24 protein-coding genes are annotated in these 25,326 nt (G+C 44.2%); 10 read left to right on the top strand and 14 right to left on the bottom strand.

The genetic code is table 11. The features are described 5' to 3' along the window. The 4 genes from AC1MCB_RS00540 to AC1MCB_RS00525 all read left to right on the top strand — a co-directional run bounded on the left by AC1MCB_RS00540 (position 1) and on the right by AC1MCB_RS00525 (position 4,977). Positions 1-2,082 (top strand): GDSL-type esterase/lipase family protein, encoded by a 2,082-nt coding sequence (locus tag AC1MCB_RS00540; RefSeq protein WP_479966796.1) that lies wholly within the window; start codon positions 1-3, stop codon positions 2,080-2,082. 99 nt (positions 2,083-2,181) lie between these two features. Further along, entirely contained in the window at positions 2,182-3,372 is a 1,191-nt protein-coding gene (locus tag AC1MCB_RS00535) for an AGE family epimerase/isomerase (protein ID WP_479966795.1), read from the top strand. Further along, entirely contained in the window at positions 3,373-4,287 is a 915-nt protein-coding gene (locus AC1MCB_RS00530; RefSeq protein ID WP_479966794.1) for a DMT family transporter, read from the top strand. A 462-nt stretch (positions 4,288-4,749) separates the two neighbouring features. After that, positions 4,750-4,977 (top strand): hypothetical protein, encoded by a 228-nt coding sequence (locus AC1MCB_RS00525; RefSeq protein ID WP_479966793.1) that lies wholly within the window; start codon positions 4,750-4,752, stop codon positions 4,975-4,977. 126 nt (positions 4,978-5,103) lie between these two features. Here the strand turns inward: AC1MCB_RS00525 and AC1MCB_RS00520 are convergent, their stop codons facing one another. Further along, complete coding sequence (locus AC1MCB_RS00520) at positions 5,104-5,280, bottom strand: superinfection immunity protein (protein ID WP_479966792.1); 177 nt, start codon at positions 5,278-5,280, stop codon at positions 5,104-5,106. 241 nt (positions 5,281-5,521) lie between these two features. Here AC1MCB_RS00520 and AC1MCB_RS00515 point away from each other — a divergent pair, with 241 nt between their 5' ends. Next, positions 5,522-5,782 (top strand): NADPH-dependent FMN reductase, encoded by a 261-nt coding sequence (locus tag AC1MCB_RS00515; protein WP_479966791.1) that lies wholly within the window; start codon positions 5,522-5,524, stop codon positions 5,780-5,782. Between the two features lie 236 nt (positions 5,783-6,018). Here AC1MCB_RS00515 and AC1MCB_RS00510 read toward each other — a convergent pair whose 3' ends face one another. Further along, a complete protein-coding gene (locus AC1MCB_RS00510) occupies positions 6,019-6,996 on the bottom strand; it encodes a ring-cleaving dioxygenase (RefSeq protein ID WP_479966790.1) in 978 nt (325 codons plus the stop codon). A 271-nt stretch (positions 6,997-7,267) separates the two neighbouring features. On the opposite strand from AC1MCB_RS00510, the gene AC1MCB_RS00505 reads away from it, so the two are divergent. Continuing rightward, on the top strand, positions 7,268-9,826 hold the full coding sequence (locus tag AC1MCB_RS00505; RefSeq protein WP_479966789.1) for a family 20 glycosylhydrolase: 2,559 nt from the start codon (positions 7,268-7,270) through the stop codon (positions 9,824-9,826). A gap of 143 nt (positions 9,827-9,969) precedes the next feature. Here the strand turns inward: AC1MCB_RS00505 and AC1MCB_RS00500 are convergent, their stop codons facing one another. The 6 genes from AC1MCB_RS00500 to AC1MCB_RS00475 form a co-directional block, all read right to left on the bottom strand. Continuing rightward, a complete protein-coding gene (locus AC1MCB_RS00500; protein ID WP_479966788.1) occupies positions 9,970-10,560 on the bottom strand; it encodes a hypothetical protein in 591 nt (196 codons plus the stop codon). A 221-nt stretch (positions 10,561-10,781) separates the two neighbouring features. Further along, positions 10,782-11,120 carry a hypothetical protein gene (locus tag AC1MCB_RS00495; RefSeq protein WP_479966787.1) on the bottom strand — a complete coding sequence of 113 codons (339 nt, stop codon included), beginning with the start codon at positions 11,118-11,120 and terminating at the stop codon, positions 10,782-10,784. 117 nt (positions 11,121-11,237) lie between these two features. Then, a complete protein-coding gene (locus AC1MCB_RS00490) occupies positions 11,238-11,417 on the bottom strand; it encodes a hypothetical protein (protein ID WP_479966786.1) in 180 nt (59 codons plus the stop codon). A gap of 94 nt (positions 11,418-11,511) precedes the next feature. Continuing rightward, entirely contained in the window at positions 11,512-12,027 is a 516-nt protein-coding gene (locus tag AC1MCB_RS00485; protein WP_479966785.1) for a hypothetical protein, read from the bottom strand. Between the two features lie 516 nt (positions 12,028-12,543). After that, entirely contained in the window at positions 12,544-12,819 is a 276-nt protein-coding gene (locus AC1MCB_RS00480) for a VOC family protein (protein WP_479966784.1), read from the bottom strand. A gap of 468 nt (positions 12,820-13,287) precedes the next feature. Further along, on the bottom strand, positions 13,288-15,330 hold the full coding sequence (locus AC1MCB_RS00475) for a glycoside hydrolase family 2 protein (protein ID WP_479966783.1): 2,043 nt from the start codon (positions 15,328-15,330) through the stop codon (positions 13,288-13,290). Between the two features lie 74 nt (positions 15,331-15,404). On the opposite strand from AC1MCB_RS00475, the gene AC1MCB_RS00470 reads away from it, so the two are divergent. Then, complete coding sequence (locus AC1MCB_RS00470; protein ID WP_479966782.1) at positions 15,405-15,617, top strand: hypervirulence associated TUDOR domain-containing protein; 213 nt, start codon at positions 15,405-15,407, stop codon at positions 15,615-15,617. A 6-nt stretch (positions 15,618-15,623) separates the two neighbouring features. Here the strand turns inward: AC1MCB_RS00470 and AC1MCB_RS00465 are convergent, their stop codons facing one another. From AC1MCB_RS00465 to AC1MCB_RS00440, 6 genes are all read right to left on the bottom strand, one after another. Beyond that, entirely contained in the window at positions 15,624-16,670 is a 1,047-nt protein-coding gene (locus AC1MCB_RS00465) for a glycoside hydrolase family 27 protein (protein ID WP_479966781.1), read from the bottom strand. Beyond that, positions 16,660-16,878, bottom strand: a complete 219-nt coding sequence (locus AC1MCB_RS00460) for a hypothetical protein (protein WP_479966780.1) — start codon at positions 16,876-16,878, stop codon at positions 16,660-16,662. Before AC1MCB_RS00460 ends, AC1MCB_RS00465 begins: the two co-directional genes overlap by 11 nt. 31 nt (positions 16,879-16,909) lie before the next feature. After that, a complete protein-coding gene (locus tag AC1MCB_RS00455) occupies positions 16,910-18,472 on the bottom strand; it encodes a glycosyl hydrolase family 95 catalytic domain-containing protein (protein ID WP_479966779.1) in 1,563 nt (520 codons plus the stop codon). Positions 18,473-18,559: 87 nt separating this feature from the next. Beyond that, positions 18,560-19,345, bottom strand: coding sequence for a glycoside hydrolase family 95 protein (locus tag AC1MCB_RS00450; protein ID WP_479966778.1), 786 nt, complete (start codon positions 19,343-19,345; stop codon positions 18,560-18,562). An 11-nt stretch (positions 19,346-19,356) separates the two neighbouring features. Further along, positions 19,357-19,623, bottom strand: a complete 267-nt coding sequence (locus AC1MCB_RS00445) for a hypothetical protein (protein ID WP_479968769.1) — start codon at positions 19,621-19,623, stop codon at positions 19,357-19,359. Positions 19,624-19,704: 81 nt separating this feature from the next. Continuing rightward, positions 19,705-21,663 (bottom strand): beta-N-acetylhexosaminidase, encoded by a 1,959-nt coding sequence (locus AC1MCB_RS00440; RefSeq protein WP_479966777.1) that lies wholly within the window; start codon positions 21,661-21,663, stop codon positions 19,705-19,707. Between the two features lie 530 nt (positions 21,664-22,193). On the opposite strand from AC1MCB_RS00440, the gene AC1MCB_RS00435 reads away from it, so the two are divergent. The 3 genes from AC1MCB_RS00435 (at position 22,194) to AC1MCB_RS00425 (ending at position 25,323) form a co-directional block, all read left to right on the top strand. Next, the gene (locus tag AC1MCB_RS00435; protein ID WP_479966776.1) at positions 22,194-22,997 is read left to right on the top strand and encodes a glucose 1-dehydrogenase; all 804 of its coding nucleotides are present in this window, start codon (positions 22,194-22,196) and stop codon (positions 22,995-22,997) included. 135 nt (positions 22,998-23,132) lie between these two features. After that, positions 23,133-24,239, top strand: coding sequence for a Gfo/Idh/MocA family protein (locus AC1MCB_RS00430; RefSeq protein WP_479966775.1), 1,107 nt, complete (start codon positions 23,133-23,135; stop codon positions 24,237-24,239). A 460-nt stretch (positions 24,240-24,699) separates the two neighbouring features. Continuing rightward, a complete protein-coding gene (locus AC1MCB_RS00425) occupies positions 24,700-25,323 on the top strand; it encodes a hypothetical protein (protein ID WP_479966774.1) in 624 nt (207 codons plus the stop codon). Positions 25,324-25,326: the final 3 nt, after the last annotated feature.

The raw sequence follows: 25,326 nt of genomic DNA, 5'->3' as shown, positions 1-25,326 counted from the left end.
ATGAAAATTCTACTCAGGTTTTTCCTGCTGATCACTGGTGTATTATGCTTAGCGAACATCGATACGTGGGCGCAGACGCCGCTGAAAGTGGCTGCTATAGGTAACTCAGTGACGTTTGGCGCCGGCCTGAAAGACCCGGCACGCGAAGCATACCCGTCGGTTCTGCAGGAACTTCTGGGCGATAATTATCAAGTGAAGAACTTCGGGCTGAGCGGTGCAACTTTATTGAAGAAGGGTCACCGGCCTTATTTTAAAACAAAGGAGTTTGAAGCAGCAATAGCGTTCAAACCCGATATTGCTGTTATTCACCTGGGTTTAAATGATACCGATCCGCGTAATTGGCCCGAGTTCAGGGATAACTTCGAAGCAGACTATGCCTCGCTTCTGGATACGCTAAGGGAGCAAAATCCTAAAGTCAAACTGTTCGTCTGCCGGCTCACTCCTATCTTCAGCGGACATCCGCGCTTCCGCTCAGGTACCCGTGACTGGTACTGGCAGATCCAGGAGAAGATCCCAGCTATTGCTAAAGCAAACAATGCGCAGCTCATTAACCTTTACCAACCTTTGCACAATCGCCCGGATCTGTTTGCAGATAACCTGCACCCTGATAAGGAAGGTGCCGCCATTATTGCAAAAACAGCCTACCAGGCTTTAACGGGAGATTTCGGCGGATTAGGACTTCCACAAATCTTCAATGATCATATGGTGTTACAGCGTCACCTTACTATCCCTATTTACGGTAAGGCGAATGCCGGACAAAAGATTGATATTACCTTCGACAGCAGAACTCTAAGTACTTCCGCCGATCAATATGGGAAGTGGCAGGTGAATTTCCCCGCCATGCCTGCAGGCGGGCCTTATCAGTTAAAGGTTCGTGCAGACAGGAAAAACATCGTATTTAACGACATCCTGATTGGTGATGTGTGGCTTTGTTCGGGACAGTCGAATATGGCTTTCCGGTTAGACCAGTCGGCAGACGCCGAAAGAGAATTGAGACAGGCTGGCAACAAAAATCTCCGCCTCTTTAAGCTGAATGGCGTGAGCGAAACCAATAATACAACCTGGGATTCAACAACACTGGCAAAAACAAACAAGCTTGAATTCTTCTCCGGCGCCTGGCAGACTTCGGATGCGTCCTCCGCTGACCGGTTTTCTGCTATCGCCTACTACTTCGGGAAAGAAATACAAACAAGTGAAAACGTCCCAATAGGCTTAATTGAAATTGCTGTCGGCGGCTCGCCCATTGAATCATGGATTGACCGGAAGACTTTGGAGCATGACGAGCAACTGGTCGACCTGCTTAGCAACTGGCGGAAATCAGACTTCATAATGCCCTGGGTTCGTGAGCGTGCTGATGTGAACCTGAAAAACTCCGGAATCACCAACCAGCGGCACCCCTATGAACCCGCTTACAACTACGAAGCCGGGATCGCTAACCTGGTCCATTCGCCCGTCAAAGGCGTGATCTGGTACCAGGGTGAGAGCAATGCGCACAACGCAGAACTCTACCAGGCGGAATTCAAAGCACTCGTTAAAAGCTGGCGGCAGCAGTGGAAACAGAATCTTCCCTTTTATTACGTCCAGCTTTCTTCCATTGACAGGCCTTCCTGGCCTTATTTCAGGAATATGCAGCGTGAGCTCCAGACGCAAATTGCTGGCGTAGATATGGCTGTAAGTTCTGATCTCGGTGATTCCTTAGATGTACATCCAGTTCAAAAGAAAGAGATCGGGTACCGCTTAGCCTTATTAGCTTTGAAAACCACTTACTATAAGCCGGTTTCAGCAAGCGGACCGGTGGCAATTAGCGCTGTCAAAAACGGGACCCAGGTGTTGGTTTCATTTACAGAAGCAAAAGAACTATCATCAAAAGGGAGTATTGTGTTAACAGGCTTTGAACTGGTAACCGAGAAAGGCCGTCACATTCCTGTATCGGCTACGATCATTAAAAACCGGGTTCATTTGAAGATACCTGAAGGCGAAAATGTTAAAAAAGTATTGTATGCGTGGCAGCCTTACACAAGAGCCAATCTGGTTAACGAAGCCGGGCTGCCGGCTTCCACTTTTACCATACCCATTAAATAAACGCTTGTCCGGGCTTGCAATCTGGAGATAATAAAGAGGATTTATTCGCATTAAAAACCAGGATTGCAATTCCTGATCAGCAAAATTAAAATAAACACCATGGGATATTCAGTCGAAGACCTAAAGAGCCTGAGAACATTTTACCAAAAGCAACTATTACAGGATACCGTGCCATTTTGGTTTCCCCGTTCAATCGATGAGAAATTTGGCGGCTACATGCTGATGCGGGATCAGGACGGTTCATTGATCGATGATGATAAAGCTGTTTGGATACAGGGTCGCGCAGCATGGCTGTTATCCACCCTGTACAACACGATTGAACCGAAGCAGGAATGGCTGGCAGGTTCCAGGTCAGGAATTGACTTCCTGAACAAGCATTGTTTCGACACAGACGGGCAGATGTTCTTTCATGTCACCCGTGAGGGAAAGCCGATCCGCAAACGCCGTTACTACTTTTCTGAAACTTTCGCAGTTATTGCTAATGCGGCCTACGCTAAGGCCAGTGGTGATGAGGCGGCAGCTGAAAAGGCACGTTACCTTTTCGGTAAGTGCATTGAATACGCAACCACGCCCGGCATTCTCCCTTCTAAATTTACAGATACCCGGCCTTCAAAAGGGATTGGTGTACCGATGATCATGATGAATACCGCCCAGCAGCTCCGGGAAACAATTGGTGACCCGCGATGCGACGAGTGGATCGATAAATGGATTGCTGAAATAGAACAGTATTTTGTTAAAGACGATATCCGCTGCGTCATGGAACAGGTGGCTCCCGACGGCTCCATCATTGATCATATCGACGGCCGCACGTTGAATCCCGGTCATGCTATTGAAGGGGCCTGGTTTATTCTTCACGAAGCTAAATACCGTGATAATGATCCGCATTTAATTAAGCTGGGTTGTAAGATGCTGGATTACATGTGGGAACGCGGCTGGGATAAGGAACATGGCGGAATTTTGTACTTTCGGGATGTTTATAATAAACCCGTTCAGGAATACTGGCAGGATATGAAATTCTGGTGGCCACATAATGAAGTGATTATAGCCACTCTGCTCGCCTACCTGATGACAGGGGACGAGAAGTACGCGGAATGGCATAAAATGGTTCATGAGTATGCCTATAGCCGTTTCCATGATAAAGAATACGGGGAATGGTTTGGCTACCTGCACCGCGATGGCAGCGTTGCTCAAACAGCAAAAGGAAATCTGTTTAAAGGACCTTTTCATTTACCCCGTCAGGAGTGGTATTGCCAGCAAATCCTGAACGATTATCTAAAGAAAGAAGAATAGGTGCCAGCTGTAAGCCGTAAAAAATATACATGGATAGCCGCAGGTCTGCTATTTTCAATCTTATGGGCTTCAGCCTCTACGGCAACCAAAATCGGTCTAACATCAGCGCAACCGCTTGTCATAGCCCTCATGCGTTTTGCAGTTGCGGCCGCGATGATGTTATTTGTTTCCCACGTACTGCGAGGCAACCGGCTCCCCTCCGGCCAAGAATGGAAACAATTAGCTATTTATGGGTTATTGAATATAACCATCTATTTAGGATGTTATGTCATCGCAATGGAGCATGTAACCGCAGGTATCGGGTCATTAGCAGTCGCAACCAATCCTGTTTTTATCAGCTTTATTTCCGTATTTCTCCTTAAAAAACCACTTACTGTTCAGTCAGTTATCGCACTGGTGATCTGCTCGGCAGGGGTGCTCTGTGCCGCCTGGCCTCTTTTATCCGAAGCATCAGTAACCGTTTCGGGTCTGCTTATCTTACTGCTAAGCATGCTATCCTATTCTTTTGCTTCGCTTTATTTCGCAGCTCAAAAATGGAACAATTTGCATTTATTTACCATCAACGGCTGGCAAACATTGTTAGGCGGATTATTTCTCTTGCCGGTAACATGGTTTTATTATCAGGATACAGCAAATCATTTCGATGCTTCATTTTGGGGGGCCGTTCTCTGGCTGGCCATACCTGTATCAATCGCCGCTGTATTATTGTGGCTATGGCTTATCCGAATCAGCACACTTAGAGCCGGTTTCTGGCTGTTCTTATGCCCTGTATTTGGTTATGCAATTGCGGCAGTGCTCATGAAAGACCGGATTGATGAGTTTACTATTGCGGGGGTCATCCTGGTTATCACCGGACTTCTTATCTCACACATAAGTAGAGATCAGACTAAATCAGGAAAACGCTTGCGGGAATAAATAATCAGGAGACTTTTTATCTCATCTTTTGAAGACTGTCCCACCAGTCCATATCAAAAGATCATCCTGCGAAGCCTATGAATGTGCTTTCCTAATTCATCTGGGAATGACCTGCTTTCAGGATATCAGACCTTTAGATAACAACGTAAACTGATTACGGGAAACCATAATTTTGGAACTTTTGAACGGGGAACTAGGATCCCTTTTAAAATCAGGTAAAAACCACTCTTAAATCAGGGGTTTTTACTACGTCAACACCCCCTACCTTTATATTCTGAGGAATAAACAGGGTTTGATTCATGTATTGGATGTTGCCATCTGCAGAACGGGATAGATAAGATTTTATCTTACTAAGATCGATCGACTAAATCTCCTCAAGTGACTTTCAACAAGTCTACGGTTACTTCCAACGGAGCTTAGCCGATGAATTAATGTCTGCCGCCGAATGATCGTTTACATATTATGCCCACACAGCTAAAAGTTAAGTATAGAGGTAAAGACATTGCTGTGCTATTGTCAACTGCCATATGCGATAAAGACAGGGTTAAATATCTATGCCAAATTCCTGAAACTGAAAACTTCGAAATAGAATTAACTGGAAACGCAACATGGGTTATTATAGGGAAGGCGGTAGTCAGCGCTAAATTGGTCGAACTAATTGGAGATGCTTATGTAAATTCAATTTTGTAAGTATCAAATCTCAGAAAATCCGATGTTATCGAAACGTCGAACGAAATGCTCAATTCTTAATTGTAATTCACGACAACTGTAATGATAAGTTTTAAAGAGCGAAGTTAAACGCTAACCCTTTTAAAGTCATCCTGGGTGGATATCAGTGGCTAACGCCCTTTGCAAAGCGATAAAATACCCGACAATTGTCCAACCCAGGAAGACGTTCAGCATTAGAATTCCACCGGAATCCTCTTTATCTGAGCCAAGGAAACTTGGTAGAAAGTAAATGATCAAAATCAAGAGCGAAGCGACGATTTCCATAATAGAATCTAATTAGATTAAGAATTGTTTTTGATTGCAGAGGCAATAAATTTGACTCAACATACCTCATTGATATCTTAAGCCGGTACGTCATCCCACAAATCTGACCGCGCTTATTATCATTCGATACAGACAAAAACGGAGAAGCTAGTCACGCTTTGTCATAAGTCAACAGAAAGCTAAGCTTATTGTTGTAGTTCAATTTCACTAGCCTCCTGAATATAACCGCTCAGTACCGGCGGTGCTAAAGAATGCAATTGATGTAGGTTCCCGGCCTTACGGACAAAACTCATGGGATGGCAAGCCCGGTGCGGTCGTAAGTGTTTCAATCGGCAATATCTGCGGTTTTGGTGCGAATCATCACCTGCGCCAGTCACTTGTTTTTGTTAATGTGCCGACCATGGCACAACCTGAATGCTATTTAGGTGGGGCTAAATCTCTATTTGACGATAATGGAACTCTCACCAATGAATTTCTAAAAACTTTTATGGAGGCTTTTTGAGAGTTGGGTTGAAACAATTGCGGTAAGGCAAGCAGCGGAAATTTTATAATTCCAGGCTATAATTACGGTCGCAATGTTATTTGCTCCCAGAGCGAATGATGAAAACCCGACCGGTTTTAAACGATAAAGCGGCCAACCGTGGGGTTCTGCCGCTTTATCATTTTCACTAATTATTTTTTAGCCGAGTTTATCGTTTTAATATTGAAAGAGTATCAGATCAGTGTGATTGTTTTCTTTTACTCTTTAACAAATTCTTTAGTGCTTCTTACAGTATTAATCGGGCGAACTAATTTCTCTATCGCTTCGCGCTGGGCCTCTAGAAATGGTGGCAAAGAAAGTTTCTCTCCAAGTGTTTCATAAGGTTCATCTCCCATAAAGCCAGGACCATCTGTAGCAAACTCAAACAAAATTTGAGGTGCCACTCTTACATACAGCGACTCAAAGAAATGACGATTTACGTAACCCGATGTAGGAATCCTCAAACTACTCATCCGCTTAATCCATTCATCTAAAGCTGCGCGATCTTCCACGCGGAACGCTGCATGGTGTACGGTCCCGAAACCTTGACGTCCATCAGCAAGATCAGCATTATCTTCTACAATAACCGAAGCACCGTTTCCACCCTCCCCCATTTCAAACAAATGAAATGATCTTTCCTGACCTGTCTCTTTAAATAATAAGAGCTTTTCCAGAACTTCCTTAAAGTTTGTAAAGTTCGAAATACGAATAAATACAGGACCTAATCCGGTAATTGCATATTCTAATGGCACCGGACCTTTCTGCCAGGGCGTACCTGATTCCAGTCCTTTATTGAATTGATCTGAGATCAACTGGTATTGCTGATCATCAAAATCAACGAAGGAAAGTGATTTCTTCCCGAACTGCTCTTCAATTCCGGAGTGTTGAACCTGAAGGCGATCAAAGCGTTTTACCCAATATTCCAGGCTTTCATCATCGGGAACACGGAACGATGTCTTTGAAATTTCATTTGTTCCGTGTACTCCTTTCTGAATGCCCGGGAAGTTAAAGAAAGTCATATCCGTTCCTGCGCTGCCTCTGTCATCGGCAAAAAACAAATGATAGGTTTGAATATCATCCTGATTTACCGTTTTCTTCACCAGGCGCATTCCCAATACATTAGTGAAGAACTCGTAATTCTTTTCTGCGCTACTGGTAATTGCCGTTACATGGTGCACACCCTTTATCTGGTTCATTTTAGATTTCTTTTAACAAAGATTCAAAGTTTCAAAACGTTTATTCTACTCACGAATTCCTCGATGGGTTCGAAGAAACCCGAATACAATCGAAAACAAATATCGGTTATTTAGAAATTCCGGCAAGTATCTCCATATCATTTTAAACTTTTAAGCAGACCTTAAGTGTTTCCAGGGTGGAACCACCCTTTGATCATCTCTAAATCAGTCAAACGTTTGCGTTGTTTAATAATCAGACGACTTGCTATCTTGGCATTTAATAGCAATAAAAATGTTAAAAAGAATCCTTCTTCTGATCTTAGTATTCTGCACCTCGCAGCTTTCAGCTCAGCCCCAAATACCTCAGTTTGCCGATTCACTCTTCCCGACATATTATCATCAGCGGGTAAGTCACTTTAAAACGCTTCCGCAAACTAAAGATGACCTTATCTTTTTAGGAAACAGTATTTCGGATGGTGCCGAATGGAGCGAACTGTTTAATGACCTGCGGATAAAAAACCGCGGCATCAGCGGTGATATAACTGCCGGCATTCTGCACCGCCTTGATGAAGTCTACAACCGTAAACCCGCTAAGGTGTTTCTTCTTATCGGCACCAATGACCTCGCCAAAGGCATTAAAGCTGACAGCGTCGTCCGGAATATTCTTTGGATAGCAGATCTTATTAAGGCTAAATCTCCGGCTACAAAGCTTTATGTACAAAGCATATTTCCCGTTAACGAGAGCTTCGGAAAGTTTGCCGGCCACACGGGCAAAAGAAAGGAGATTGCTGCAGTCAACCGGATCTTGAAAGAGAACGCCCCGGCTAAGCATTACACTTACCTGGACATTTATCCTGCCCTTGCCGATAGTACCGGCCGGTTAAATGTCGCTTATACTAATGATGGACTACACCTAACCGGTGCCGGTTACCTGAAATGGAGAGAGACTCTTTATGCCAGCATATACAATGTACCGGCTTTAATTCCGATGCCCCAAAACGTTAGCTGGGCCAGGGAACAATTCCCATTAGCGAAGTACAAGAGCATTATGGTCAGTAATCCCACCCTAAAAGCGGAAGCTCTTAAACTTCAGCAATATTTAAACCAACAGGGTTTTAAAATTCCCATTGTAAGCAGCATAGGAAAGCATCCATATATTCAACTAAGCATAGCTGAGGTAGCATCTCCGCAACACAAAGATGAGGCCTATTCCGTGTCGGTGGATGCAAATAAAATTATGATCCGGGCGAATGCCAGTCACGGAATCTTTAATGCGGCACAAACGCTTAAACAGTTGATCTTAGACAAAACAATACAGGGCTGCGAGATCACCGACTGGCCGGCTTTCTCATGGCGGGGCTATATGGTGGATGTGGGACGGAATTACCAGTCTATGGATCTGCTGAAACAGCAGATTGATATCATGAGTCGCTATAAGTACAATATTTTCCATTTTCACTTCACTGAAGATATTGCCTGGCGACTGGCAAGCAAAAGATACCCGCAGCTGACAGACCCGGAAACCATGATCCGGAATAAAGGAAAGTTTTATACAGAAGCGGACATGAAGGAGCTGATTGCTTATTGTAAAGCACGGCATATTACCCTGGTGCCCGAAATTGATATGCCAGGCCATAGCGCTGCTTTTAGAAGAGCGATGAAAACTGACATGCAGACCGAAGAAGGCCTGCAGATCGTAAAAAACATACTGAAGGAATTCTTCGAAACTTACAATCTGCCTTATATTCATATCGGTGCCGACGAAGTTAAGATCACCAACAAGAACTTCCTGCCAGAGGTATCAGCATATATCGAAGGCTTTGACAAAAAGATCATCGGCTGGGAACCCGGAGGTAACTTTACGGACAAAACCATCCGGCAGTTATGGATGGACGATAACGCGCTTGTTTCAAATAAATCAGACATCCAGTTCATAGACTCGCGTCATCTATACTTAAACCATATGGATCCATTGGAAAGTGTAGTTACCATATTCAACCGCAAGATAGCCGGCAAAGAAAAGGGGGATCGGTCTGTTCTGGGTGGAACGATCTGTATGTGGCCTGACCGTCGGGTTGAAACTGGAGAAGATGTATTGAAAATGAACCCGGTTTACCCCGCCATGCTGGCTTTTGCAGAGCGTAGCTGGCAAGGCGGAGGACATGCAGGATGGGTAGCTAATGCAGGTGAACCCGGCCAAATCAGAACACTTGAATTTTCAAACTTTGAAGATCGCCTTCTTGACCACAAAGACCAATACTTTTCAGGCTTGCCTTTTCCCTATGTGAAGCAATCGGCAACTGCATGGAATCTTTTCGGACCGTATGCTAACGGGGGCGATCTTGAAAAAAGCTTTGAACCTGAAACTAAAAGTTTCAATGCCGATGCTGACCCTGTTCAACAAATCATAGGTGGTACAGTAGTGCTGAGGCATTGGTGGGCTAACCTGATTACGGGCGCACTAAAGGACCCAAAGGAAAATTCAACCTGGTACGCCGCTACACGGATCTGGAGTGATATTGCAGACTCTAAAGACTTCTGGATCGGTTTCAACAATATCTCCCGTTCACCAGCTACTGATTCCCCTTTGCCGGGCACCTGGGATAATCACAAAAGTAAGGTTTGGGTAAACGGTAAGTTAATAGATCCGCCAAAGTGGAAACAGGGGGGTCAGAAAGGAGATCCCGAAATTCCGTTAGTTGACGAAGGCTATGAGTACCGCGAACCGACAAAGATATTATTAAAACAAGGCTGGAATGAAGTGCTTATCAAAGCGCCGATAGGCAGTTTTAAAGGTAAAGACTGGCAGAATCCTGAGAAATGGATGTTCACGTTTGTGAGAGCAGATTGATACAATACCCTGGGTAAAAGAATCGGTTAAGGGCACACAGATTCACAGATTTTTTACAGATTAATTGTACTTTATGAAGTTGCGGACCTTCCATCTATATAAAAATTAATCTGTGAAAACCATAAAATCTGTGGCAGTCCAATCTACTCATAATTCTCCTTCATCTGTTCAAGTTGCTTAAAAAGATAGCCCCGTGTTTCCTGATCGTCTTCGGTGAGCAAGCGTTTGTTAATAGCAATAATTTTAGAGCTGAAATCTTTAAACTTTTGTTCACTGATTAAAGTGCTTAACCATTCAGCGAATTGTCGCAAATCCGGCTGTTCGCTTGTATATGGTAGGTATTGGGTAAATTCAGGTGAATCAACATTTGAACCTTCGTACTTTTTTAACGGGATGATCTCTTTGCCGAAAAATTTATCGAAAAAGTAAGTGTTAGAACAAAATGTTTCTATTGCCTTTTTCTCTGCATCTTTCAACTTGTTGTTCATAAAAAGAATGATTGTCCATTCAAACAGAAAGTCGGGAAATCCTCCGTCATCAGTAAAATTCTTCTTAAACCACCTTAAATAAGTTAAGCCTCCCGCATAATCCTCCATTTTAATATACAGTCCTGGCGGAATATAGCGTAGCCCCCGGCTGTCATCATAGCCACCATACTGTCTTTTCTCCGCCGCAAGAATTCCCCGAATCCTTTTAATTTTTGTTTTAACCCTGTCGGTTTGCTTCTCGGTCACTATATTATATTTTACTTAACAACGATATTTTAATAGCTAATATAAATATAAGAAAGAAGTGCTTATATGTTTAGAAATTATGCTCTTTCAACTGTTTTAAGCCACTTTTTAATGAATCTCATACTTCCTTTTTCCCTATCTAGATCATTCTCACCAGCTTACAAGCCTGATACTCTCTCGTGATCGTTAAATTGCTCTGAACCGGGTCGGTAGATACACTGCTAAGTAGATAGACGATAGATCAAAATAGCAATAGCAATCAACACTATAGTTGTGTAAATCGCTTTGTTGTACTTCGCTAACCAATTCGGCAGATAAATATCAAAATTATCCTTTGTAGAATCCGAATACCTCCGTGCTATTAGCGTAACCGGGCATATGCTCTTAAATACAAGCAGAATAACACCTTCCAAAGCGACCAACCCAATGCAGATCCATATCCATTTGTTAATTTTGTTAATTATTACGGCGTAAAGTAAGTAGAAGATAACCACGTTGAAAAATACCCAGATAAGGGTATGAATGATCTTGACTGCAGTCAGTTTAAAATTTTCAGTCATAATTGCTTTCACGTTTACCCTTTACCCGGAAGTGGTAAAAACCGGCCTTCAATAACTAAAATAATCACAAAATCGATTAGTCCAAATACGGATGTTCAGTAAATCGCTTTAGCTGATTTAATTTTTTTCCGAAGTATTTCCAATCTGATCAACCTGTTCAATCCTGGCGTCGTTTTCGGACTCCCTTTTTCTGGTCTCCACAACTGTAATAGCTCCGTTAATACCTAGACCAGCCGAGGCGAGTAGTATAAATGAGATGAGTATAAACCATCTTAAACTCTTTTTGAGAATTTTCATGTCACGCAGAATAAATTCACTCTCCTGATGAGTGGTAATAATTCGAAAAGTTGATAGTAAGTAGTGAGGACAGCAGCTTAAGCCACAGTCCTAATCAGGAAATAATGAATTCTTCTTCAGGATATTGAGAAATTATCCTTGCAGGAATATAAACCCGGAGTTTGCTGAAATGCCTGCTTTGAACAGCCAGGTGCTTTATGCGTGTCTGCAATACCCCGTTGTAGGAACGAAGGATATGAGCAAAATCAATTCTCTGAAACGCGCAGTTTTGGAGAGTTCTGCTTGAAATAGATGCATATTTATATACCAGCGACCGGCCGTCCCTCTGCAGATTCATCATCGGCAATTCGGTTTGTGCAGCCTGCTTCGACTTTACCTGTGCAGCTATACTGAAAGAAGGAAGACAAAAAATGCTCAACAAAAGCAAGCTACCTAGCAAAATTTCCTTGAGTTTACTTACATGCTTTCTTTGAATAGTCATAAATAAATATACTGAAACTGACTCAATATAAGCCCTCGTGGTTAACCATATAGTTCTTTGCTTCGTTGGAGCTTTCCACATTGAACCCCGACCAAACAAAATCATACAAGCTATTAAGAAGGTATACATTTTTGTACGTTAAAGCGCCATTTACTTAGTGGAAGCTTAATCTGTGGGAAATTTGGCAAATCCAATTAACAGATTATTTCTTCTTTTATTTGATAGTGCTGCAAGAAAAAGCGAGAAATCGTATCATGGTCAAAGAATTTTGCTGAACGAAAACGCAAGCTCGAACCCGAATTAATTATTCCATAAATATTAGCGAATGCAGGAAGCTCCTTTGGAGCTGAACTATCCTTTAATCGACCTCTACAAACAGGCTGCTCCTACCGAAGAATATAGCGGATAACGGAAGTGCACTGCAGTCCGAAAAACTCTGGGAAACGCTTCTAAGCTCCGGGAGTGGCTTCGTGTGAGAAATTATCCGCTATACCACCTAGCTCCGAGGAGCTCCCTGATATTTTTTATCAGTGTTTTTCACTTAAAGTTAGCATCCTTATTTATCATTTACAATGATTTTGAAAGCTGTACTGCCTCACGGAGATTTGTTAAATAGGATGATTACGCTTCTTAGTGATCTTGCATTTAAATGTCTTCCATAATAAAGACGGCATTCTGATTAAGATCAAAAAAACCAAACTCATTAGTTCCCCAGGGAGTATGATGCTTAAACGCATTAGCGGTAACAGTTCCTCTTATTACGAACTCTTCCAAAAGGGCTTGAATATGCTTCACATAAACCCTGATCACCGAACCTCCTAACAAAGGATCGCTCTCCGTGTCTGCATGCCATTGTAAGTGTATAACAAGGTTTTTCCCGGTAAAGTACCGCATACATATCGTCAGCGAAATAGGTTTCAAAGCCGGTTTTAGTTTTATACCAGGCAATATCTCTCGCAATATCTGCAGAGGGGAGAACAGGTACAATTTTTAGAAGTTCAGTATTCATTGATTTCCTTGCCGTTTGAAAGAGGCTTTTGATCTATTGTTCACCAAAACTCTTGGCAACATAAGTTAGGATTTCTTTTTTGCCAGATGCTTGACCTTGCTTCTTCGGCTACTCATCAGGAACAATGGCCCAATTATCCCGAAGGGATAACCCGTTTATAGAAAAATACCAATCCTAAATCTACGACCCCCTCGGGGTCGTACTCCGTAAGCAATATCTTTCCTATAAACGTTCGACACCTTCGGCATCAACTTAAACTAACAAAACAAGAAATCCATAAAGTTTTGTGTGTGGAGTTTTTTAGGCTCTACAGATCAACAAATCTCTAACTCTTATCACTGAGTCGGCGACTGCTTTACCAGTAACATAAATAGCAGTTCCTATTGGTCTGCTTCCGTCCAGTAAAATGATTTCTGAGAAGCCACAAAGCCGGTCGGTCTTACGATCGTTATAATACCCTGGCCGTTGTAAAGATCATCCACTTCAAAATTCAGGCGTTCACCGGGCTTTATCTCAGGTAGATCATACGCTTTCGTGCCAGAATAATTATCTGTTTTATCACTCAGGTATAACTTATAACCTTTTACGGAATGCTGTGGTAATCCAATGGAACCGAATATTAATACGTTGGCTTTCCCCTCTTTCCATTGGCGGAGCTGCTGCACTTCTACCGGCGATGAAAGTTCCCGCAACACTCTCATAGATGGTTTCGGATACCCATACATATCATAAACGCCATGCACCCTTCTTCTAAATTTGTTTTTCTCTGGTGTGCCTGGGTAGTGAGTGCGGTAATCCGTAAGGTCAAAATAAATGGCGCCTTCTACATAGGGTTTGCTTTCATAGATAGCCATATGATAGATCATGTCTTCAATTCTTCTCACATCACCTCCCTTGAAATTTGGTTCGCATAAGCCAAATTCGGAAATAAAGAAGGGCATCTTCGGATAGCTCTGATGCACACTATCCAGGTAACTATGGATTTTCCCATTGGGGATATCCCACCAGCTGCCACCATATTCATTCATCATCAGGTAATCGCCGTCAGCCGCAGCATCAGGAACAAATTTCGGGTTATTATAGAAGCTGCTTGTTAAGGTATTACTTACATATCCGGTCATCCTTGTCGGATCAAGCTCCCGCGATCTTTTCAGCAGATCGGCGATCATTTCTTTCATCTCTGCATCACGGCCCCGTAGTTCGTTTCCTACTCCCCAAGAAAATATGCTGGGATGATTATACATATTGTTCACCATTCTTTCAAGCTGCCTCATAGCAATGGTCCGGATCGTATCGTTGGATGGTGTCTCAGGTCCCCAAAGCGGAAGCTCCTGCTGTACGATAATTCCATTACGGTCGCAGAAATCATAAAAGAGATCATCCTGCTGAAAATGCTGGCGACTGAAAATGGAGTTTACATCTTTCATCAGCTTACCATGCCGAATGATCTCGGAGGCAGGTTCGGCAAACCCAAAATCAGGATTTGATCCCGCCGTCCACTCCACTCCCATTACTTTAATGCGCTCGCCATTTAGGTGAGTTTGCGCATTCACAAACTTGATTTCACGAAAGCCCACATTGGTACTTAACTGATCAACTGCTTTACGGCCATTCAACACGGTCACATCAATACGGTAAAGGTTGGGATGATCAAAATGCCAGAGATTCACGCGCGGTAAAGCATATTTTAGAATTGCTTCCCCTTTTTCCCACACTGGTTTGCCCGTGGCTTTTAGGATCACCTCCTTTGATGGCTGATTCTCTTCAGTGATGGTTACGGCAAGCCGGATATTTTTATTTGCATCAGCATCAAAGCCAAGCTTGACCTTCAGCGTTGCAGAACTGTCGGCCATCTTTAATACCGGTTCTGCGTGGATATAATTAGCGGCCGGTTTGTCTGAAATTATTGCATAGACCGAACGGATCAATCCGCCATCGTTTGCCCAATCGAAAGAGCTGCCGAAGGGAACTTTGTTTTTGCCGTAGTCATTATTCACGGCTACAGTGATCACATTTTCTTTGCCGTAATTAAGTTTTCCGTTCAGGTTGACGGCAAACTTGCTGAAGCCATCGCCGACATTCTCAAATGCTTTCTTGCCATTGATATATATGTGCGAAGTATGGTTGATCGCCCCGAAAACCAATACCACATTTTTATTTTTCCAGTTAGCCGAAATATTCAGCTTTTGCTGATACCAACCCCAGCCATAATGATTTTGGTTGGCATCTTCAACGTTCCAGGTATGGGGCAGCTGAACCTTGCGGGAATCGGCAAGCGGTTTATTGAACCAGGCACTGGCCATACCTTCGGCTTTCTTGTCGACGGCAAATTGCCAGCCTTTGTCGAGATTTAAGGTGTCACGTTGTGCCGATGCCGAAAGGCTCAGACAGCAGAAGACAAAAATTGCAACCAGGTATTTCATTATTTCTTCGATGATTTTATTGTTAATTTAGTTGTCCGAACCAATAGATCGGTTCTATGTTCAATCTGAAAATTATGTCAATTGCTTTCAAGGTTGGTGATCACGTTAGCTGGAACTCGGAGGCCGGCCAGGTCAGCGGTACCATTATTAAAGTTCATACATCTGACTTTCCTTATAAAGGGTACACCCATCACGCAAGCAAAGATGATCCGCAATACGAGATCAAGAGTGATAAAACCGATCATATCGCTGCCCACAAAAGCTCAGCACTCCGAAAGATTAAGTAATTCTCATTAAACCTTTTTTAACAGAAAGACCCTCGTTTCATGGCTTAGGACCCGTCCTTTCCATTTCCGGCCTTTACTGATTAGCTTATGCTGCCAGACGTCACGAATTACATATTGATCGGTTAGTCCCAGTGTTGACCATTTGATCGAATAATTCTTCGTCTTGTCCGAACGGTTTAAAATCGCAACTGCATAATCGCCGTTACTCAATGGCTTCACGAAAACGCTCCAATCCTCATTGCTTACCTTTCGTTCAGCTTGTTTACCCAGCGCGTCCTGGTTTATCGCAATGATCTCCTTATTTAATAAAATGCGCTTTGTAGCCGCATTCATGTTGCGGATATCATTTGTGGCCGCAAGCGGGGATGCCATCATACTCCATAAGCTCATTTGGCTCTGATATTCCGTATCTGTACAACCGATACCGCCCAAGTCGCCGGAAGGGCCTTTCTTACCATACAAGCCAACTATCAGCATGTCCATATCATTCCAGGCTCCCGGTCTGGCATATTGGCTCAGGCTGCTGTTAATATCTGCAATGTCCAGGATACCCGCACCAATACCATGAAGTTCTTTGGCCGAATTGAAGGAGTTTTTGCTTTTCCATTTATCGCGAACATCGGCTGTCGTACGCCAAAGCTGCCCGCCTGTTTCGGCGGCCCAGTGCCAAGGTTTTCTGTCACCCCACTCGCAAATACCAAAAGCGATATCACGGCCACTTTTCCGGAGAGCCTCACCCATTTTTTTATAGCGGATTACAGCCGTCGCAGAGTCTGCAGGAGCGCCGCAGTAATCATATTTCAGATAGTCAATTCCCCAGGCAGCAAAGGTCCTGGCATCCTGTGCTTCGAAGTTTAAGCTGGCTGTGTAGCCGGCACAGGTAAGCTGTGCGGCGTCTGAATAGATACCGAGTTTTAAGCCTTTACTGTGAACATAGTCCGCAAGAGCTTTAATTCCTGAGGGAAACTTAGCAGGATCAGCCAGGATATTATTCCTATTATCACGGCCACCCTGCCAGCCGTCATCAATAAAAAGATACTGATTAGCCTGCATCTAACATCCCGGAACTAACCATCGCGTCGGCCATTTCCCGCAATTCTTTCTCATTAATTTTATCAGCAAAATAATTCCAGCTCATCCAGCCCATAGGCGGCGTTGCGGCGAGAATTTCACCTGAAGAAGATTTCGTTTGTCCGTTTGATGCGCTACCCAATAGGAGTAAAACGTACACCAACACTGTCAAAAATATTCGTTTCATCATGTATCATTTTTTTAAGTCAGTACCAGATCAATTAAAATGAGATTACATAGGTGCCATTCTTTTCAGCAGGAAACTCTGCAATACGACTATCTCTTACGGGACCAACAATTACTTTCCCCGCCGCACTCTTTATACGGGCGTTCGGAGGCATTAGAATTTTAACGTGGCCTCCTTTCAAACTCCGGATGCTGCCATGCACCAGTTTTCCTTTTTCCCAGCTGAAATCAACAATAAAAGCTCCCCGGGCACGCATCCCTTTCACTGATCCACTTTGCCAGCCGGCATCCGAAGGTAAGGCGGGCAACAAGCGAATTACGTTATCCACACCCTGACTTTGCATCAGCATCTCGGCGATACCAGCTGTTCCGCCAAAGTTGCCGTCGATCTGGAATGGCGGATGAGCACAGAACAAATTGGGATAAGTCCCGCCACCGCTCATTTTTAACTTACTGCGGGGATCTACCGGCGTCAGCAATTCCCGGAAAAGTTTCAGTGCATGGTCGCCGTCGCCTAAACGCGCCCAGAAATTGATCTTCCAGGCTTTCGACCACCCGGTTCCGCCATCACCGCGCTGCTCTAAGGTTTCACGGGCAGCGTTCGCTAGCTCGGGCGTCGCCCAGGGAGTGATCTCATCAAACGGATGCAGGGCATAAAGATGAGAAACATGGCGATGCGAAGGCTCTGCATCCTTCCAATCGGCAAGCCACTCGTTGATATCGCCTTCTTTACCTATCTGGTTTGGAGCAAGCCTTGACCGTATACTATCCAGTTTTGTAGTCCATTCCTTATCCTTCTTCAGAATCGCGGCAGCTTCAATGACACTTGAAAAAATGTCGCGACTGATCTGCATATCCATCGCCGGCCCCATTACTGTCTGCCCCTTGAAACCATTGGGCATGATATAAGTATTTTCGGGCGAGTTCGAAGGCGCAGTTACCAGCCATTTGTGTTGAGGTTCTTCAATCAGGATAGACGAGAGAAACATGGCCGCTTCCTTCATTACAGGATAATATTTGGCCAGAAAAGCGGTGTCACGACTAAACTGATAGTGTTCCCATATATGACGGCATAACCAGGCACCTCCCGTAAGAGTAGAGCCCCAGTCGGCACCTTCACCGGGCGAAGTAAATCCCCATGGATTTGAAATCACGTGCGCCACCCACCCCGGTGCATTGTAATAAGCTTTGGCCGTCTTTATTCCGGGTGTTACCATACCAGCAATAAGACGATGTAAGGGTTCCGCAAGATCCCCCAACCCTGTTTGGTCGGCCAGCCAGTAATTCATCTGGAGGTTAATGTTTAGATGGTAATCACCATTCCATGGGGTTTGGTAATCGTCGGCCCATAAGCCCTGCAGATTTGCCGGTAAGCCACCAGGCTGCGATGAAGAGATGAGCAGATACTTTCCAAAATTATAGTATAACACCGGTAAAGTCGGATCAGGTTTTTGAGCGGCATACCTTGCGAGTCGTTCCGGTGTGCTTAGCGCATCAATTCCTGCAACGGACGAATGCAGACTGAAGTTGTTGCGATCCCAAAAAGATGCGTATGCTTTCAAGTGCTCTTTCTCAATCTGAACAAAGGTCTTCCGCACAGCCTGATCCAGGTTGTTAGCCACGGTGAGTACGGGATCAGGCCCACGTTTGGCATAGTCATCAATTAGGTAGTCAGTAGCAGCAGTTCAGATCAAAAGGCATTCGTCAGCACCCATAACCTCTATTTCCTTTCCCTTTATTGATCTTTTACCGCCTATATTGATCACCTGCAAAGCAGATGCGAAACGCATTCCGGGGTGATCGCCATTATTGAGCTGACCTTCCATCAGAACCCGCTGTCCGGTTGCAATAATCTGCGAATGCTCTGCCCTGCTTAGTGTGGTCGTAAAATTGATCCTTCCCTTTTGAGATGCTTTTAGCCTGAGGACGAGAACTTTCCCGGGGATGCTGACCAAAGCTTGCTGACTGTAAGTGACGTTTTTTCGTCTCCAGGTTGTAACCGCTATCGCTTTGGAGATATCCAGCTTACGGCTGTAATCCGTATAAACCGCAGTGGTATCTTTCCAGCGAATCCAAAGGTCGCCGAACGTTTGAAAGCAACCAAAAGGCACGTCCTTACCGTTTCCCAGACCCGAACCCGAACCTTTGGAAATGAATTGCTTCTGCAGAAGATCCTGGGCTTCCTTATTCCGTCCATCCACTAAAAAACTCTGGATCGGCTTAAGGTGAGTATGAGCATCCGCGCGATCAGCGTCCTGAACTCCACCACTCCACAGCGTCTTTTCATTCAGGGTGATACGGTCGGTGTTGGGGTTGCCCCCGATCATGGCACCCAGTGTTCCATTCCCGAGCGGCAATGCTTCTTCAAAAACTGCAGCAGGTTTCTTAAAGTATAAGGTTACTTCAGCATTCTGTGCCATCAGTGCGATTGACCAAATGACTAAAGAGAACAAGCTTAACAATCGTTTCATCTTATTTTTACTTATTTGACTACAATCTCATCCGCAAAAACCCAGGCTGGCTTACCCGCACTACCGTGACTGGCCGGCAATACGCCATTCTTCGCGCTTACGCGAATATAACGTGCTTTTTGTTCAGGAAAATCAGCAGTGTAATTTTGAAGAGCTGACTTCTCTTCCGGGGATACAGAATTGTTTACAATTTTCGCTTCCCTGAAGGTTTTGCCATCAAGGGAAGTTTCAAACTTCACTTGAGAAGGCATAAAGATCCAGTCGCTATAGTTCTGCAGAAAGCCTGCGGAAATTTGTTTTACTGCTTTTTCCTCCGTGAGGTCGATCGTAGCGATCAGATCGCGGCCACTGATGCCATGCTAGAACTTAGTTACTGAATTAGTGCCTTTCACACCATCTGTTAGCGTATTCGGGCCATCCGCCTGGTAGAACCGGCTGATTGGATTAACATACTCTACATTCTTACCGAGTGCCTTGTGCACGGCGAAAGATTGCTGAGCTGGCTTCACTCCCATCACACGGCCGTTTAACACAGTTACTGCTTTTAAAACTACCGAGGAATCGATACTTACCGGAGCCTGATATTTGCTACTTTCCAGTGACGGATCTGAACCGTCCAAAGTATAGTAAACTAAACCATTCATGGCTTCAGTAGTCAGGGTGACTGCCAGTTTTCCGTTCTGGGAACCGGGCTTTATATCTACGGTGTAATTGCCCGGACTATGATGCAGCCCCTTTTGACCATAAGCCTTAAAATGGTATTGCAGGCGGCGGCTAAAATCATCCCAGTTCTTACTTTCCTTTTGCGACCATACCACTTCAGCCAGCGCAGGCATCCTTGGAAGGATCATATATTCCACATGCTCGGCAGTAGAGATATATTCCGTCCATAAGTTAGCCTGGGCACCCAGCACGTGTTTGGCCTCATCCGCGTTTAACTCTACCGGGATCGGCTCGTAATGATAAACTTCCTTTAAGGTGTTAAAGCCCCCTATGGCAAGCGGTTCGCCTTCAGGTCCGGACTGGTACTGGTCAAAATATACCGGGTTGCCGGGAGTCATGATCACATCGTGCTTCATCTTTGCGGCAGCAATACCACCAGCCTCACCTCTCCAGCTCATCACAGTCGCTTCCGGTGCTAAACCACCTTCCAGTATTTCATCCCATCCTATTATCTTACGGTCTTTGCTGACCAGGTATTTTTCAATTCTTTGGATGAAATAGCTTTGCAGCTCTTCCTCATCCTTTAAACCCTCAGTCTTAATTCGTGCCTGGCAACGCGTACAATTCTTCCATGGGTTTTTATCCACCTCATCGCCGCCTATATGAATATACTTTGATGGAAAAAGAGCAGTTACCTCATCGAGCACATCTTCAAGGAATGTAAATACTTCTTCATTCCCCGCACAGTAATTTGAGGCCATTCCAGTATAATTTCCTCCTGTTAAGGGATACTGAGGCTTTTGAACACAACTTAAATGGGGGTACGACGCAATAGCCGAGGCTACATGACCCGGCATTTCAATTTCAGGAATGATGGTTACATTACGCAGAGCAGCATATTCAATAATGTCTTTCACCTGCTCCTGGGTATAAAAGCCGCCGTACGTTGGCTCTTCTCCTTCTTTCGCCTGCGGCCGGTCACTCCATGCAAAGTGATTCTGATCAACCCTCCAGGCGCCTTTATTAGTCAGTTCAGGATATTTTTTAATTTCAATACGCCAGCCCTGGTCATCTACCAGATGCCAGTGAAACGTATTCATCTTGTATTGCGAAATCAGGTCAATGTATTCTTTCACCATCTCCGCGGAGAAGAAGTGCCTGCTGACATCGAGATGCATCCCGCGATACTTGAAACGAGGAAAATCAAAGATCTCCATCGCTGGTATCACAAGAGCTGCATTAGTACGAACCTGCGGCAAAGTCTGGAATATAGACTGCATTCCGTAAAATATGCCACCCGCTGAATTAGCTTCAAGTAAGATCTTCTGAGGACTTACTTTCAACTGGTAACCTTCTTCTCCCAAACCGTTAGTGTTAGAGATTTTGAATTCAATTACATTTTCCTTTTTTGATCCGTTGGAAAGTTCGTAACCTGAGATCTGTTGAATATAATTTGTAAAAAAAGTAGCCAGCTTTTTCAGCTCCTTATCCGAGCGTTTATATTTTATCCGCGTTTCTTCATTTACAGCAAAGCTTCCATGTTTAGACTGGAAATTAACAGGCTGTGGAATAATAGAAGGATTGCTCTGGGCGAAGTTTTTGGCAGGAAAAAGAATCAGGAGAGCTAAGCGCAGGAGTAAACCGGTGTTTTTCAAGTTGGTGTATTTAAGTGTCAATTATAAACTGGATCTAAAAAAGTTGACAAGATTATTAGTGCCGTAAGTTGCTAAAGTTAAGAAGCAAAAAACTCTGTTATAATATCAATTGATTAAGAGAAATTAGCTGGCAGAGGGTTAGGTATTGGGTGTTAGGTAGTAGGTATTAGGTGGTAGGTGTTAGCAGTTAGCTTAACTGTCACGTGCGGTTTAATATGGCGGACTGAATTAGTAATAGTGCCTGCATCTACAAAAGTTGGTTGTAGCGACGTTGTACTGATGCCGAAGGCATCAAACGTTTATAGTTAATGATATCCAAACATTTTGCGACCCAGAAGGGGTCGAGATTGGTAGCTGAATTCTTCTAAGAAGCGAGATCTCTCCAAGCCAACTCTGGGCGTTTACGGCCTATTGATATAAATCATTGCAGTCAATTGATATCTCATTTACGCCCGTCGATAAACATCGCCACGCATTAGTTGTTGCTCAACTATTGCAATAGAAGAAATCAAATCGTGTAAACAACTCATATGTCAGTAAAGGAAAAAAAACAAACGGTACTTGTTACGGGTGCCAGTTCAGGAATTGGACAGGGGATCGCAATCGCTTTTGGGCAACAGGGGGCTAATGTGATCGTGAACTATTATAGTGACGAAGATGGCGCCAATGAAACATTACAGATCATAGAAAAAGCAGGTGGCAGCGGGGTAATATACAAAGCTGACGTCGGCGAAGAAGCAGAAGTTCTCCGTTTGTTTAAAGAAGTCACGGATGAGTTCGGGACACTGGATGTTTTAATTAACAACGCCGGTATCCAGGACGACGCTGCCTTTGCCGACATGACGTTTGAACAATGGAAGAATGTGATGAGCACTAATCTTGACGGGCAATTTCTCTGCGCCAGAGAGGCTGTAAAGCAATTCCTGAAGCAGGAAAATAAAAACGCTAAAGACAAGGCTATCGGAAATATCATATTCATCAGTTCAGTTCACGACATCATTCCATGGGCAGGCCATGTTAACTATGCTTCCTCTAAAGGCGGGATCATGATGCTGATGAAATCACTTGCCCTGGAAGTAGCGCCAAAAAAGATCCGGGTAAACGGCATTTCTCCCGGTGCCATCGCAACGGACATCAATGATGAGGTCTGGAAAGATGAGAAAAAGAAAAAGGAGTTGCTGGAGCTCATCCCCTATAAACGTATCGGAATGCCGGAAGATATTGCCAACGTAGCCGTCTGGCTTGCTTCACAGCAAAGTGACTATGTTACCGGCACCACTATTTATGTAGATGGCGGTATGACACTGTATCCAGGATTTGTAGATAATGGCTAATTGCCAGTTCGTCAACAAAGTGGCAGACAGGATGTTGATATTAAATTTATCTTATCTTACTGTCTGTAGAGTTCCGCTGGGCTCTACGGATTGTCAAATAAAGAAAAGCTTATAATTCGTTTAGCCTTCCTGATCATGAAAAAGCCCTCCTCACGACGCAAATTCATCCGCACTGTCTCAACGGCAGTGGGAGCAGTTGCGCTTAGCCCCTTATATTCCTTCGGATGTATGGAATCTTCAAAGGAAAAGCAGGATAAAAAGTTAGGGATTGCACTGGTAGGCCTCGGCGGCTATTCCCGTGGTCAGCTTGCTCCTGCCCTGCAGGAAACCAGTAATTGCTACCTGGCCGGCGTGGTAAGCGGTACTCCTTCCAAGATCAGCGACTGGCAGAGCCGTTATAAAATCCCGAAAGAGAACTGTTACAATTATGAGAACTTTGATGAGATCGCAAAGAACCCCGCAATAGATATTGTCTACGTCGTACTGCCACCTTCCATGCATAAAGAATACACGATTCGGGGCGCAAAGGCGGGTAAGCACGTGATCTGTGAAAAGCCTATGGCTTTGAATGCAGGCGAATGCGAAGAAATGGTCGCTGCCTGTAAACAGGCTGACAGGATGCTCAGCATCGGCTACCGTCTACATTTCGAACCTCATAACATGGAGATGATGCGCTTGGGTCAGCAGAAGGTTTATGGTAAGGTGCTTGCCATTGATACGGTGAACGGCTATACCTACGGCGGGGATACTAATGCATGGCGGTTGAAGAAAGCGATGGGAGGTGGTCCCCTAATGGACATGGGCATTTATTCTATTCAGGGCTCTCGGTATACCATCGGCGAAGAACCCGCCTTTGTAGTTGCCAGGCAAACGGAAACCAGCAATTCGCTTTTCAAAGAAGTGGAAGAAACCATTAGCTGGGAACTAGAGTTTCCCGGCGGGACGAAAGCAAAGGGGGAAACCAGTTTTGCGAAGAACTACAGTTATTTGAGGGCGACGGCAGAAAAAGGTAAGTTTGAGATAGAGCCAGCCTATGGCTACGGCGGACAAAATGGAAAAACTCCAAAGGGACCAATGGATTTCCCGCAGGTTTATGAGCAGGCTTTGCAAATGGATGACTTTGCCCGGTGCATCATGCAAAAGAAAGCTAGCCGCGTTCCCGGTGAAATGGGCATGATGGATATGAAGGTGATTGATGCGATTTTCAGGAGTGTGAAATCGGGGAAGAAGGAGAGAGTTTAGCCAGATTCCAAAAATCCCTTGCACATTACCTCTGGCTGAAGGCCTGATACAGCAAAACTTGGGACATCGTCCCAAGATAATGACAGCCTGGATGCTAAATCAGCCTGAAGGGCGGAAACAGAGTGTTCCGTTAGACAATTAAGCAGGCCTTGTTTTAGTCCTTCAGGCTAGAAATTCGTCATATCTTAACTAACTGGGGGCGATGCCCCCAGTTATGATGTGTAAGCCCTTTAGGCTTTATCAAAAAAATTTAACATTTCTAGGTGACAGTTCAATTAACAAATCACATTATAGCTACCTAAAACAGCATTCTAAACATCGCGATCCTTGTTTTATCATTCCCATGGTTTTGAAATCTGTGGTGACCCTCCCCTGATTCGCACCTCTTCAATAAATATTTATTCCATCACTTGCTATTATATAAACTATTACTAACTTTGAAGTACAAAGTACTTTTATAATGAACCAAGAGCAAGACCAGTTAGCCACTCTTCACGAGATCCGTAATATCATGGATCGTTCATCACGCTTTATCTCGTTGAGCGGCCTTTCTGGTGTAGCAGCGGGAGTTTCGGCGCTTATAGGGGCTGCTGTGGCGAAGTGGTACATGGTAAAGCATAATATAGACTATAGTCAAACCCTTGGTCGCGATCTTTCAAGAGAAGCTGTTATATTCATGCTTTTAGTAACAGGGCTTGTATTCGTTCTTGCACTTTGCTCGGCTATTTATTTCACCGCCCGCAATGCCCGGAAAAAAAGCCAGCGTGTTTGGGATAGCAAGACCGAACGGATGCTAATTAACCTGTTTATTCCTTTGGCGGCAGGCGGTATTTTTTGTGCGATATTAATTTATCATAACTTATTGTTCCTGGTGGCTCCCGTGATGTTGATTTTCTATGGTTGCGCATTGTTAAATGCCAGTAAGTATACGCTGAGTGATATCCGTTACCTGAGCATCTGTGAAATTATAATCGGCTTACTAGCCAGCTTTTTTGTGGGTTATGGTCTAATTGCCTGGACTTTGGGATTTGGTGTGCTGCACATAGTGTATGGTGCGCTGGTGTATTATAAATACGAACGCTAGCTG

The organism is Daejeonella sp. AP26 (assembly GCF_056680515.1).
This window is presented reverse-complemented; position numbering and strand designations above follow the sequence as displayed.

Coding starts and splice junctions, on each gene's coding strand:
- AC1MCB_RS00540 (WP_479966796.1), top strand. CDS start 1: ATGAAAATTCTACTCAGGTTTTTCCTGCTGATCACTGGTGTATTATGC.
- AC1MCB_RS00535 (WP_479966795.1), top strand. CDS start 2,182: ATGGGATATTCAGTCGAAGACCTAAAGAGCCTGAGAACATTTTACCAA.
- AC1MCB_RS00525 (WP_479966793.1), top strand. CDS start 4,750: ATGCCCACACAGCTAAAAGTTAAGTATAGAGGTAAAGACATTGCTGTG.
- AC1MCB_RS00520 (WP_479966792.1), bottom strand. CDS start 5,280: ATGGAAATCGTCGCTTCGCTCTTGATTTTGATCATTTACTTTCTACCA.
- AC1MCB_RS00510 (WP_479966790.1), bottom strand. CDS start 6,996: ATGAACCAGATAAAGGGTGTGCACCATGTAACGGCAATTACCAGTAGC.
- AC1MCB_RS00505 (WP_479966789.1), top strand. CDS start 7,268: ATGTTAAAAAGAATCCTTCTTCTGATCTTAGTATTCTGCACCTCGCAG.
- AC1MCB_RS00495 (WP_479966787.1), bottom strand. CDS start 11,120: ATGACTGAAAATTTTAAACTGACTGCAGTCAAGATCATTCATACCCTT.
- AC1MCB_RS00490 (WP_479966786.1), bottom strand. CDS start 11,417: ATGAAAATTCTCAAAAAGAGTTTAAGATGGTTTATACTCATCTCATTT.
- AC1MCB_RS00485 (WP_479966785.1), bottom strand. CDS start 12,027: ATGTATACCTTCTTAATAGCTTGTATGATTTTGTTTGGTCGGGGTTCA.
- AC1MCB_RS00475 (WP_479966783.1), bottom strand. CDS start 15,330: ATGAAATACCTGGTTGCAATTTTTGTCTTCTGCTGTCTGAGCCTTTCG.
- AC1MCB_RS00470 (WP_479966782.1), top strand. CDS start 15,405: ATGTCAATTGCTTTCAAGGTTGGTGATCACGTTAGCTGGAACTCGGAG.
- AC1MCB_RS00465 (WP_479966781.1), bottom strand. CDS start 16,670: ATGCAGGCTAATCAGTATCTTTTTATTGATGACGGCTGGCAGGGTGGC.
- AC1MCB_RS00460 (WP_479966780.1), bottom strand. CDS start 16,878: ATGATGAAACGAATATTTTTGACAGTGTTGGTGTACGTTTTACTCCTA.
- AC1MCB_RS00450 (WP_479966778.1), bottom strand. CDS start 19,345: ATGAAACGATTGTTAAGCTTGTTCTCTTTAGTCATTTGGTCAATCGCA.
- AC1MCB_RS00435 (WP_479966776.1), top strand. CDS start 22,194: ATGTCAGTAAAGGAAAAAAAACAAACGGTACTTGTTACGGGTGCCAGT.
- AC1MCB_RS00430 (WP_479966775.1), top strand. CDS start 23,133: ATGAAAAAGCCCTCCTCACGACGCAAATTCATCCGCACTGTCTCAACG.
- AC1MCB_RS00425 (WP_479966774.1), top strand. CDS start 24,700: ATGAACCAAGAGCAAGACCAGTTAGCCACTCTTCACGAGATCCGTAAT.